Here is an 11370-nt window from a genome sequence, read left to right on the forward strand (position 1 = left end):
AGAAAGATCTCGAAAGGGATGAACAGCATGACGACTACCGCATTGGCCGGCCATGCCCTCCAGACCAGGTCGGTCGACGGTCTGGCGATCCGCTTCGTCGACACCGGCGAGCAGTCGGGGCCGACGCTGCTCATGACGAGCCCGTGGCCGGAGAGCCTCTTCGCGTTCCGGCGTATCTGGGACCAGTTGGCGCCGGTGGCCCGGCTGGTGGCCATCGACCTGCCGGGGTTCGGACACTCCGAGGGACGTACCGAGCTGTTCACGCCGTCGGCGATGGCGCAGTTTCTGCACGAGCTGATCGGCGGCTGGGGCCTGGAGACACCGCACCTGCTGGCCCCGGACGTGGGGACCGGCGCGGCGCTGTTCCTGGCCGGCCGCCATCCCGGGTCGGTGGCCTCGGTCATCGTCGGCAGCGGTGGGGCGGCGTACCCGCTCGAGGTGTCAGGCGCCCTCGCCGACATGATCGCGGCTCCCGACACCGATTTCCTCAAGGACTTCGACAGCCGCACCTCGGTAGGCGCCGCCGTGGAGCCTGCGGCAACTCGCACCGGGGAACCTGAGGTCTGGGAGGACTACGTCACCGCCTATGAGGACGGCAGGTTCGCCGAGTCCGCGCGCTACGTGCGTGCCTACCCCGTGGAACTGCCGGTGGTGGGTGAACTGCTGCCGTTCATCACCACCCCGGTGCAGGTGATGAACGCCGAACACGACGAGCTCGTGCCGCCGTCCAACGGCACGTACCTGCACGAGCGGCTGCCGCACAGCCGCCTGGCCAGCTTCGACTCCGGGCACTTCCCCTGGGAGCAGAGCGCGGCCGACTACGGCGCGGTCATCGCCGACTGGATCGCCGGCGAGTACGCCCGAGTGGGTTCGGCGGCCTGACACCGCCCGGCCCCGAGTTTCCGGGGGTGACGAGAGGGGAAGTACGCACGCGCCCCGTCACCCCGTCCCCGCCGCCAAGCCACACAGATGGGAACGGCAATGGAGCACAGCATCAAATACCTGGACGTCAATACCACGACCGCCGAGGGATCGAACGGAGTCGACTACGTCTACCGACGCCTGGGTCCCCAGGGCGGCCGCCCACTGGTCCTCCTGCAGCACTTCCGGGGAAACCTCGACAACTGGGACCCCGACCTCATCGACGCGCTGGCGGCTTCGCGCGACGTCATCGCCTTCGACAACGTGGGAGTGGCCGCGACGACCGGATCCACTCCCACCACGTTCGCGCAGATGGCCGACGACGCGATCACCTTCGTCGAGGCGCTCGGCCTCGACAGGATCGACCTGCTCGGGTTCTCCATCGGCAGCTTCATCGCGCAGGAGTTGACACTCATGAGGCCGTCGCTGGTAGCGAAGCTGGTCCTGGCCTCGACCGCGCCCCAGGGCGCACCCGGCATGCACGGCTGGGCACCCGACATCATCGGCGCGGTAGGTGAGCCGACCACTGACGCCGAAGGCTACCTCCACGGGTTCTTCACCGACTCGCCCGCAAGCCGGGCCGCCGGCGAGCGGTGCCTGGGCAGGATCTACGCCCGGACCGAGGGACGCGACGAACAGACCACCTGGCAGACCCGGAACGCCCAGTACGACGCGGTCCTGAAGTGGGGAACGCCGAACTTCGGGCTGCTCCAGCGGCTCGCCGCGATCGAACATCCGGTCTTCATCGCCAACGGCGACGACGACCGGATGATCCTTCCCTGGTACTCGCACCTCACCGCCAGCCTGATTCCCGACGCGTTCGTGAAGCTGTACCCGGACTCCGCCCACGGCTTCCTCTTCCAGCACGCGCCGTCCTTCGCGGCCGACGTGCACAAGTTCCTGGACTCCTAGGTCCCCCACCGAGGAACTCGTCAGCGCCGCACGTCGCCGCGGACTCGCTCTGAGCCCTCCCCACTTTCCCATCGACCACGGGCGGCGAGGCGCACCATGACTGATCCCTTCGTCCTGCAGAAGCTCTCGGAGCGCTCGTACTGGGTCGAGGTCTGAGTCTTCGCCACCCTCGTCTACGTAGGAGAGGGGCCGCGCGCTCCCGCGCCCGACCGAGACGGTCGCCTGACGGAGACATCGGCTCCCGTGCCGACGTTCAGTTCGAGGTCGGGTACTACCGCGACATCCGGGAGGCAGTGACCCAAGCCTTCAAAGCCCATCCGTTCAGCAACTTCATCGACATCCGCGGCAGCGCAGACCAGAGCGACGGGGTTCCCGTTCCTCGACGACTTCGTCGGCCGTTCCGACGACGTGGTGGGCGCTCTCAACATCGCCAACGGGATCGCGCTGATCCACCCCGAGGACGGCAGCCACTCGATCATCCTCACCGGCGAGGACGGCCTGCAGGGACCGACCTCGGTCGCCCTGCGCGGCACCAGGCTCTACGTCCTCAGCGCCGCTTTCGTCCTCGACGCGAAGCCCAACATCCTCACCACGCACTTCCACCGCGGACACGACCACTAGTGCTCTGACCGGGAAGGTTCACCGGGTTGTAGGAGGCGGCAGCGTTCGCGGAAATCCGTTTCGGGGGTTGCTGCGGTGCCTCTACTGTGGCGCGGTGATGACTGAGGTGATCGTTCTCAACGGTGGTTCCAGCTCCGGGAAGTCCGGGATCGCCCGGTGTCTGCAGGCGGTGCTGCCGGATCCGTGGCTGGCTCTCGGGACCGACACGCTGGTTGACGCGATGCCCGCGTCCATGCAGGCGTCGGATGCGGGGATCGAGTTCGCTCCGGACGGAGAGGTGGTCGTCGGGCCGGAGTTCCGGACGCTGGAAGCGGCATGGATCGAGGGAGTCGCCGCGATGGCCCGTGCGGGCGCCCGGGTCATCGTCGATGAGGTCTTCCTCGGCGGAGCGGACTCGCAGCAGCGGTGGCAGAAGACTTTGCGTGACCTGCGGGTGCTGTGGGTCGGCGTCCGGTGTGACGGTGCGGTTGCCGCAGGCCGTGAGGTCGCACGAGGCGATCGGGTCATCGGGATGGCCGTGTCCCAGGCGGATGTGGTCCACCGGGGCGTGGTCTATGACCTGGAGGTGGACACCACGCATGCCGAGTCGATGGAGTGCGCACGGGCCATCGCCGCACGTGTCAGGTGATCGACAGCGCGGCTGTCTGCCGCTATGACCGGGGCGCCGTGATGATCAGGCCGCTGTTGCCAGGGGTCGTCGTCCCCAGCGGATGCCCTTCTCGCTGCGGATCCGGGCGCGTTCGCGGCGTTGGGCGGCCAGCAAGTCGGGGTGGCGGGCGGCGCCAGCGCAGGTAACGGTGCAGCTCGCGGGTCTGGACGGTGTGGTTGGGGTGGTGGAAGTTGGCGAGGGGTGAACTGTCGCAGCGGTCCGAAGTGCGCTTCGATCGGGTTGGCCCATGAGGCGTTGGTCGGGGTGAAGCACAGTTCGACCTTGTTCTTCTTCGCCCAGCGGCGGATCTTGTTGCCCGTGTGGGCGGAGAGGTTGTCCAGGATGATGTAGATCGGGGCGCCGTCGGGGCGGGCGGCCCGGATCGACTTCAGGGCCGTGAGGGTGTTGGCCGTGCCTTTGCGGCGGCGGTTGACGCCCCACAGGGTGTCGTCACCGACGGAGTAGCAGCCGTGGAAATAGGTGATGCCGTGGGTGCGGTGGTAGGTCGCCGGCAGCCGGTCGGGCCGGCCGCGTTGGGCCCAGCAGGATCCTGCGGTGGGCCGGATGCCCAGCGGGCCGAACTCATCGAAGGCGAACGTGCGGTCCGGGAAGTGCTCCAGGACGTGCTCGATCCGGTCGAGCTTGGCGTCGCGGGCGGGGTCGGTTGACTCCTTCCACGTCTTGGTGCGCTGGAAGGTGACCCCGCGGCGGGCCAGTAGCATTCGCAGAGCCTCACGGCCGATGCGGATCACCCTGCCGTGGACTTTGCGCAGATAGGCGGCGAGTTTGCGGATGGACCAGCGGGTGAAGGGCTGGTCGAGTCTGCGGGGGCGGGTGGTGGCCGTCTGGATGACGAAGTCCTCGTCGTCAGGGCTGAGCAGGCGGGGACGGCCTCCCGCCCACTGAGGGTCCAAGCAGGCCAGGCCGATCTCGTTGAACCGGTGGATCACATCGCGCACCGTGTCCTCGTCGGCTTGGACCAGCTGGGCGATCACCGGAACCCGGTTACCTCCGGCCGAGGCCAGGATCATCATCGCGCGCCGGTAGCGCACCGTACTGGTGCTGCCCCGGCGCACGATCTGCTGAAGCCTCTGCCCTTCCTGGTCGGTCAGTCTGCGGACCTTGACTGGCTCTGCCACCGCGCCTCCACGCACCAGATTGGATGTCGGTACACATCCAACCGCGCGCAAGTCCCGCACCGCGAACGGCAACCCGGTGAACCTTCGCGGTCAGAGCACTAGGAAGGACGCTGCAGGTCCAACCTTGCTGTTCCTCGCCGCTGTCCCCCGGCCGGACCGTCTTCCCCATCATGCCCATGCCGTTGACCTCCGGCCGATTCGGCGACCCGGTCTCGGGCTGACCGTGCTGGCCTACGACGACACAGGACTGATCCAGGCGATCCATCGCACTGGCACCGCAGGCCCTGGGCCGCGTCGATATCTTCAGCCGCGAACTGTCGAGGATCTCGGCTTCGGCACGATCTGGCACCCGTGACCACTGTCACGGGTGCCAGGAGTCTCCAACGGCGGATGTGACTGCCTCAGACGGCCCTCGTCAATGCTTCGAACTCCTCGTCCGAAAGCCGCACCGAGGCCGCTGCGACGTTCTCCTCTATATGGGCAACCGACGACGTGCCGGGAATGGGCAGGATCACTGGGGATCGGCGCAGTAGCCAGGCGAGTGCGAGCTGGGATGGCGTCGCGCCGCGGCTCTTGCTGATCGTCGCCAGCGGGCCACTGGGTTCGGCGAGCGTGCCGGTCGCGATGGGGAACCACGGGATGAACGCGAGGTTCTCGGCTTCACAGTAGTCGAGGACGTCTTCGGAGGTACGGTCGGCGAGATTGTAGAGGTTCTGGACCGACACGATCTCGGCAGCCTCTCGGGCCTGTTCGAGCTCGGCCACCGAGACCTGGGACAGACCGATGTGCCGGATCTTTCCCTCTTGCTGGAGCCGTGTCAGCTCGCCGAGGGAGTCCGCGACCGGCACCGTCGGGTCGATGCGGTGCAGCTGGTACAGGTCGATGCGCTCGCCACCGAGGTTCCGCAGGCTCAACTCGGCCTGCTGCCTCAGGTACTCGGGCCGGCCGTTCGGCTGCCACAAGCCCGGACCGGGCCGGGTGAAACCGCCCTTTGTGGCGATGCCCAAATCGACGGGGTACGGATGCAGCGCCTGCTTGATCAGCCGCTCGCTGACGGACGGACCGTAGGAATCCGCCGTGTCGATGAACGTCACCCCGAGCTCGACCAGCCGACGCAGCACCCTCACCGCCTCGTCGGGGTCCTGCGGTTCGCCCCAGACGCCGGGCCCGGTGATGCGCATCGCGCCGAATCCGAGGCGATGCACCGGCAGATCACCGCCTAGGAGCGTGTCTCAGTAACGGACACCCCGCTTGCGGTTCGTGATCATTCATGCGGGATGATCTCGGTATGCGTGATCGGGATGGTCTGTTCGAGATCGAGCCGGGTGAGAAGGAGCAGCCGCAGGGTCGTCCGGCGGCGGTGGACAAGACGTTCCGGGCGTTCGACCCGCACCAGGTCCTGCTGCTGCCGCCGTCGCTGGACGACTGGCTGCCCGAGGATCACCTGGCCCGGTTCGTTGCCGACCTGGTCGACGAGGTGCTCGACCTGTCGCCGATCCTGGCGGACTACACCGAAAAGCGCGGCTACCCGCCCTACGATCCGCGGCTGATGGTGCGGCTGCTGATCTACGGCTACACCACCGGGGTGCGCTCCTCGCGGGCGATCACGCGTAAGTGTGTCGATGACGTCGCGTTCCGGTTCCTGGCCGCCGACCAGGCTCCGGACTTCCGCTCGATCGCCCGGTTCCGCCGCCGCCACCTGGACGCGCTCGCCGGCCTGTTCCTGCAGTCGCTGCACCTGGCGCGGAAGCTGGACATGGTCAAGATGGGCCGCGTCGCGCTGGACGGCACCAAGCTGGAGGCCAGCGCATCCAAGCACAAGGCGATGAGCTACGGCCGCCTGATCGGCAAGGAAGAGCAGATCGAAGCCGAGATCGCCGCCCTGGAGGCCACGGCCCGGTCCCTGCTGGACGACGCCGAAGCAGTCGATACCGCCGAAGATGCCCGGTTCGGCGTGGACGGCAAAGAGGCCGACCTGCCCGCCGAGCTGGACCGGCGCGAGAAGCGCCTGGCCAGGCTGCAGGCCGCCCGCGCGCAGATCGAGACCGAGGCCGCCGACAAGGCCCGCGCTCACGCCGAAGACAAGGAACGCCGCCGTCAGGAACGCGCCGGGACCAGCGACGAGCGGGCCGTCACCGACGCGGGCGAGCAGGCAGCAGCCAAGGCCCGGCCCAAGCCCAAGGCCCAGGCCAACTTCACCGACCCCGACTCGCGGATCATGAAGAACAGCGACGGCGCCTACATCCAGGCCTACAACGCCCAGGCCGTCGTCGATGAAGAGCACCAGGTCATCACGGCCGCCGACATCACCACCAACGCCTCGGACGCGCTGAACTACACCCCGATGCTCGACCAGTCCGCGCAGAACACCGGCGTCCACCCGGGGCAGGCCCTCGTCGATGCCGGCTACTGCTCCGAGACCAACCTGCAGGCCTCCAAAGAGCGCCAACTCGCCTGCGGCACCGATACGTTCATGGCCACCGGCCGACTCGGCCACGACGAACAGGTCCCGCCCGCACCCCGCGGACGCATCCCCGCCAGCGCCACCCTCAAGGAGCGCATGGCCCGCACACTGCGGACGAAGCCCGGCAAGGCCGCCTACAGCCGCCGCAAAGCGATCGTCGAACCCGTCTTCGGCCAGATCATGACCTGCCAGAACGGCCGCCAACTCCTCCTCCGCGGCGAGGACGGAGCCCGCGGCGAGTGGCGACTGCTGGCCGCCTGCCACAACCTCCGCAAGATCTTCCGACACGCCGGAACCGCAGGACTCGCCGTCCTGGCCGGCTGACCATCCGGCCACACCGGCCTCAGCGGGCCGAAATCCCCCTCCGACCGACCCGCTCATCGGCCCCACAGGCGCTGACCGAGCGACCACGACCGATCCCGCCCATCACGACCTCCCGGCCAGTTGCCCGTTACTCAGACACGCTCCTAGCAGGAAGGTGCCGGAGGACGCTGCTGGGGAGGGAGTGGTGCTCACCGGGATTCCTTCTTTCCACACGTGCTGAGATCTGGGGACGACGGCGGCGTGGGCCCAGCCGACGTGAGTCAACCTCCCACCTCACGCACTTCCGGTCCCTCACATATTCAGGCGATCCTGGTCGACGGTGCTCCACGGCTGCCTACGACCCGTCTAATCAGCCAATGGAGGTAGGAGCCACAGCCCAGGGCGACCGACGCGCCGCAAGCTGACCGGGCAGGGCATGGGTGCCCGAGGCCCGGACGTCACCTCTTTGGATGAGGGACAGGTAGACAGCCCCAGCAGAGGATGGAACAACCTGAGGGACGGGCCCACCCGTGCTTGCCCACCAGCGAGAGAAGGCACCACATGGACCCCGTCGGACGAGGCGAGCACTCGGCATGGGCCCCGGTCGCACCGCTCTCCGGCGACCAACTCAAGAGACTGGCAGCGCTCGGATCAGAGTTTCCGGCGAACTCCGGCGAGACCCTCTTCGCGGCGGGCGATGCGTCCTACGACTTCTTTGTCGTCCTCGAGGGGTCTGCGGATATCGTCGACCGGCTCGGTGAGGCGCACGAGCGACTGGTCGCCTCATACGGGCCCGCGGAGTTCCTGGGCGAGATAGGCATGCTGACGGGAGAGCACTCCCGCTTTGCAGGTGTCATGAAGACCCCAGGCCGACTGCTGCGAGTTCCGGTCCATCAGATTCACATGCTCGTCGCGCAGGACGCCGGCCTCAGTGAATACATCCTGCGGACGTTCCTGGAGCGCCGGGCGAACCTGATGCGCAGGGGCGCAGGACTCACACTCATCGGTTCCCGGTACGACGAACGCTGCCGAGCGCTTCTGCAGTCGTTCTCGCTCAGCCGAACAGCCTTGCACTGGATGGATCTCGAAGAGCAGCCAGAGGCCGAGGCGCTTCTGCGAGAACTCCGGATACCTGTGACAGACCTTCCTATCGTCCTCATCCCCGGCCGGCCTATGCTGCGCAATCCACAGCCGGCCGACATCGCCGCGGAGTTCGGAGAGCCGCTCACCTCGGTCGATGACGACAACCAGGATGTCGGTGACCTGCTCGTTGTCGGCGGTGGCCCCGGCGGTCTGGCGGCAGCGATGTACGGCGCCTCGGAAGGGCTACAGACCACTCTCATCGATGCCGCGGCCTTCGGCGGCCAGGCTGGTACGTCCTCCAGAATTGAGAACTACCTCGGATTTCCGGCCGGTCTCTCGGGTGCCGAGCTGGCTGCGCGGGGGACGATCCAGGCGGCGAAGTTCGGGGTCCGGCTCCACCGGAGCGCCCGGGCGGCGGCCTTCGCCAGTCAGAACGGCATACACACCGTCACCTGCGACGACGAACGGGTTTTCAGGGCGCGCGACGTCGTCATCGCCAGCGGAGTCGACTATCGGCGCCTGGCTGTCCCCGGGATCGAAACCTGGGAAGGCAACGGCGTCTACTACTCCGCGACGGTCGCTGAGGCAAGGTACGCGCCCGGGCGGCCCGTGGCCGTGATCGGCGGCGCGAACTCGGCAGGCCAAGCGGCGATGTTCCTGGCCCGGACGTCCGATCCGGTGTACCTCCTGATACGGGGACACGACCTCGAGCATTCGATGTCCCGCTACCTGATAGACGCGATCACCTCCAATCCGAAGATCCATGTACGAGTACGAACGGAAGCGGTCGGCATCACGGCGGATTCCTCGGTCACAGGGCTCGAGGTGGTGGACCGGACCACCAGTCAGCGCTCCGCCCTGGAGGTCGCCGCGGTCTTCGTGTTCATCGGCGCCACGCCCTGCACCGGCTGGCTCGACAACCAGCTGGCGATGGACCCCGAGGGTTTCCTGCTCACGGGACACGACCTCGACGCTCTCGCGACCGGCCATCGAGCGCCATTCCCTTTCGAAACGAGTGTCCGTGGCGTGTTCTGCGTCGGCGACGTGCGAAGCGGGAGTGTCAAGCGTGTCGCCACAGCGGTCGGTGAGGGATCCGCAGCGGTACGGCTGGTCTTCGAGCGGCACCGGGTCGACGGGGAAGACATGTTGTGACCATCGGCTCTATTCACTGCGCTCCTGGAGCCGACCGCCTGGCAGCCACCCGCGGTCAGCTCGCCGAGAGCGCCGCGTCGAAGAAGGAGTAGCAGCTTGACCACGGTCACCCCCGCTCACCTCTATATGCGATGTCGCGGAGAGCCGACCATCGACAACGATGCCTGCATGGGCGTCTTTGCCGACCCAACGATCCAAAGCTTGGAGGGCACATGCCTGTCTCGAAGGCACATGCAACCTGGAACGGCGACATCCCCAGCGGATCTGGGAACTTCACCGCCGGCGACAGCATCGCCGGGGGCGTGACGTACAAGTCCCGCTTCGAGGGCGGCCCCGGATCCAACCCGGAGCAGCTCATCGGTGCAGCTCACGCCACGTGCTTCTCGATGGCCCTCGCCAGCGCGCTGGCGAGCGCGGGCTTCCCCGCCGAGTCGATCGAGACAGATGCTTCGGTGACACTGCGGCCGGTCGACGGCTCTCCGACGATCACGAAGATCGAGCTCGTGACGCGGGGCAGGGTCCCTGGGGTCGGGCCGGCCGAGTTCCGTGAGTTCGCTGAATCGGCGAAGGCGACCTGCCCGGTCAGCCGTGCGTTGGCGAGCGTCCCCGAAGTCACCCGGATCTTCAATCGTCCGAATCCCATGGCTCCGAAGATTCTAATCTTCGGTCCGCCGGGGCGGGAACGCCGCGGGGCCTTGTAGCGCAGATCCTTCCACTCAGTGCGCAAACCCTCGACGTCAACGACCGCGTCGCGAGGCACAGTGATTCTGGCCCCGCCGATTCCAAGCTGCAGCTCTATGTCGACGACCGGATGCTCGATGATCGCCCGGGACAGATCCAGGCGCACCCTTCCGAAGGCGGACTCGACCTTGAGGATCCGAGGCACCCGCCATGCGCCGCGCCGCTGGATCCGTCCGCCGGCGGCGGCGATTGTTGACGTGATGCCCGGGTGCTCCTCCGGGAGTGAGGCCAGAGCCGACACGAGCTCGCTGTGCGCCTTGGCGGTGAGCACATGGTGGAGACGTTCGTCCAACTCCCCATGCGAGATGAGCCCTTCGGCGTACGTCTCCTGCAGGCGCTGCACGGCTGTATCGCGGTCGTCTTCGCCGATCAGCGGCGGCGTGTCTTCCGGTAAGGGGGCCACCGTTTCACCCTACTGCCATGCCGGCGATGCGAACGCACCAACGTCCGTAGCGGGCAAGGCATCCGATGGGGAGGCCACCCGCTCGTCTTCACACCGGTGCTGCGCGTCCGGAAGAACTTGGGGAGCGGGTGCGCCGCAAGCTCAGACGCCTCGATACCCGACACGTGGAACGCGAGGCTGCGGCAGCCGTTTCCCGAAGGAGGGGGTCCGCCTGATCCTGAGCTCTCTGGTCCTGATCGTGCTCCACGCAATGCCCGCGCGACGGCTCCAGGTACGGGCGTTGGGCGGCGTCGCCGAGAACCCGGCCTGGTCCTCGAAGAGGGTAAAGGTCCCAAGCGCCGCCGCAGTTGATATAAAAGGCACCATGACAACTGAAACACCTGGCCTCATTCCGCTGTGGAACCGCCTTGAGCACTGGCTGGCCGAAAATGCTCGCGAAGACTACGAGTCCTTGTTGCCGGGAGCTTCGGACGACGAGATCAAGCGCCTTGAAGGTGACCTGGGGTTCCCCCTCCATGAAGACGTCAGGGGAATCATCAGGCTGCACAACGGAGTCACCAAACGGAGGTCGAGTACGCAGCCTGGTGCGTTCCTCCTCGGTTACAGCCTCCTGGACGTCGACAGCATCATCAATTCGCATCGTGATCTCGTGTCTATGGTTGAAGATTCACACGCGGAAGGTGATGAGCAGTTGGTTGTCGGGCGTATTGCCGACACTCGATGGGTTCCCATTGCTCAATGCGTAACAGGTGATTTGCTGTTCGTTGATCACCGTCATCATTATGCGGGAGAAATAGGCGAGATATCATTCGGTGATCCGGAGTACCAGATGCTGTGGCCCCGCATGGATCTCATGTTGGAGGATCTTTGCAACTCGGTGGAGAACCAGACTCCGGTAACCGCTGTTCCTAGAATTCCTTACGTGCATGAAGGGCGGATGCTTGAGTGGGGCGTTCAAAGGGTGCAGGAATAATCCCTACCA

General features: G+C 66.8%; 9 protein-coding genes and 2 pseudogenes. 8 read left to right on the forward strand and 3 right to left on the reverse strand.

The window, feature by feature from the left end; all coding sequences use genetic code 11:
* Positions 1 to 27: 27 nt before the first annotated feature.
* The 4 genes from OG819_RS56665 to cpt all read left to right on the forward strand — a co-directional run bounded on the left by OG819_RS56665 (position 28) and on the right by cpt (position 3082).
* The gene (locus OG819_RS56665) at positions 28 to 882 is read left to right on the forward strand and encodes an alpha/beta fold hydrolase (RefSeq protein ID WP_266658048.1); all 855 of its coding nucleotides are present in this window, start codon (positions 28 to 30) and stop codon (positions 880 to 882) included.
* Positions 883 to 981: 99 nt separating this feature from the next.
* Positions 982 to 1833: an alpha/beta fold hydrolase gene (locus OG819_RS56670; RefSeq protein ID WP_266658050.1), complete on the forward strand. Its 852-nt coding sequence runs from the start codon at positions 982 to 984 to the stop codon at positions 1831 to 1833.
* Between the two features lie 411 nt (positions 1834 to 2244).
* On the forward strand, positions 2245 to 2454 hold the full coding sequence (locus tag OG819_RS56675; RefSeq protein WP_266658052.1) for a hypothetical protein: 210 nt from the start codon (positions 2245 to 2247) through the stop codon (positions 2452 to 2454).
* A 97-nt stretch (positions 2455 to 2551) separates the two neighbouring features.
* A complete protein-coding gene (cpt, locus tag OG819_RS56680; RefSeq protein WP_266652468.1) occupies positions 2552 to 3082 on the forward strand; it encodes a chloramphenicol phosphotransferase CPT in 531 nt (176 codons plus the stop codon).
* Between the two features lie 45 nt (positions 3083 to 3127).
* Here cpt and OG819_RS56685 read toward each other — a convergent pair.
* Positions 3128 to 4242: pseudogene (locus OG819_RS56685) on the reverse strand (IS630 family transposase).
* Positions 4243 to 4643: 401 nt separating this feature from the next.
* Entirely contained in the window at positions 4644 to 5447 is an 804-nt protein-coding gene (locus tag OG819_RS56690; RefSeq protein ID WP_266658054.1) for an aldo/keto reductase, read from the reverse strand.
* A gap of 101 nt (positions 5448 to 5548) precedes the next feature.
* Here OG819_RS56690 and OG819_RS56695 point away from each other — a divergent pair, with 101 nt between their 5' ends.
* The 3 genes from OG819_RS56695 to OG819_RS59470 all read left to right on the forward strand — a co-directional run bounded on the left by OG819_RS56695 (position 5549) and on the right by OG819_RS59470 (position 9945).
* Complete coding sequence (locus tag OG819_RS56695; RefSeq protein ID WP_266652810.1) at positions 5549 to 7030, forward strand: IS1182 family transposase; 1482 nt, start codon at positions 5549 to 5551, stop codon at positions 7028 to 7030.
* 540 nt (positions 7031 to 7570) lie between these two features.
* On the forward strand, positions 7571 to 9244 hold the full coding sequence (locus tag OG819_RS56700) for an FAD-dependent oxidoreductase (protein ID WP_266658056.1): 1674 nt from the start codon (positions 7571 to 7573) through the stop codon (positions 9242 to 9244).
* Between the two features lie 212 nt (positions 9245 to 9456).
* On the forward strand, positions 9457 to 9945 hold the full coding sequence (locus OG819_RS59470) for an OsmC family peroxiredoxin (RefSeq protein ID WP_353962873.1): 489 nt from the start codon (positions 9457 to 9459) through the stop codon (positions 9943 to 9945).
* On the opposite strand, the pseudogene OG819_RS56705 reads toward OG819_RS59470, so the two are convergent.
* Positions 9861 to 10388, reverse strand: a pseudogene (locus OG819_RS56705) (DUF1707 domain-containing protein); the annotation flags it as partial. The gene OG819_RS59470 and the pseudogene OG819_RS56705 overlap by 85 nt on opposite strands.
* Positions 10389 to 10752: 364 nt before the next feature.
* Here OG819_RS56705 and OG819_RS56710 point away from each other — a divergent pair.
* Positions 10753 to 11361 carry an SMI1/KNR4 family protein gene (locus OG819_RS56710; protein WP_266638388.1) on the forward strand — a complete coding sequence of 203 codons (609 nt, stop codon included), beginning with the start codon at positions 10753 to 10755 and terminating at the stop codon, positions 11359 to 11361.
* The last annotated feature ends 9 nt before the right edge of the window (positions 11362 to 11370 follow it).

The sequence above is a fragment of the Streptomyces sp. NBC_01549 genome (assembly GCF_026339955.1).
In the GTDB taxonomy this organism is placed as follows: Bacteria; Actinomycetota; Actinomycetes; order Streptomycetales; family Streptomycetaceae; genus Streptomyces.

What these genes read in the sequence shown, in the direction of transcription:
- OG819_RS56670 (WP_266658050.1), top strand. Translation starts at nt 982, where the DNA reads ATGGAGCACAGCATCAAATACCTGGACGTCAATACCACGACCGCCGAG.
- OG819_RS56710 (WP_266638388.1), top strand. Translation starts at nt 10,753, where the DNA reads ATGACAACTGAAACACCTGGCCTCATTCCGCTGTGGAACCGCCTTGAG.
- OG819_RS56700 (WP_266658056.1), top strand. Translation starts at nt 7,571, where the DNA reads ATGGACCCCGTCGGACGAGGCGAGCACTCGGCATGGGCCCCGGTCGCA.
- OG819_RS59470 (WP_353962873.1), top strand. Translation starts at nt 9,457, where the DNA reads ATGCCTGTCTCGAAGGCACATGCAACCTGGAACGGCGACATCCCCAGC.
- OG819_RS56665 (WP_266658048.1), top strand. Translation starts at nt 28, where the DNA reads ATGACGACTACCGCATTGGCCGGCCATGCCCTCCAGACCAGGTCGGTC.
- cpt (WP_266652468.1), top strand. Translation starts at nt 2,552, where the DNA reads ATGACTGAGGTGATCGTTCTCAACGGTGGTTCCAGCTCCGGGAAGTCC.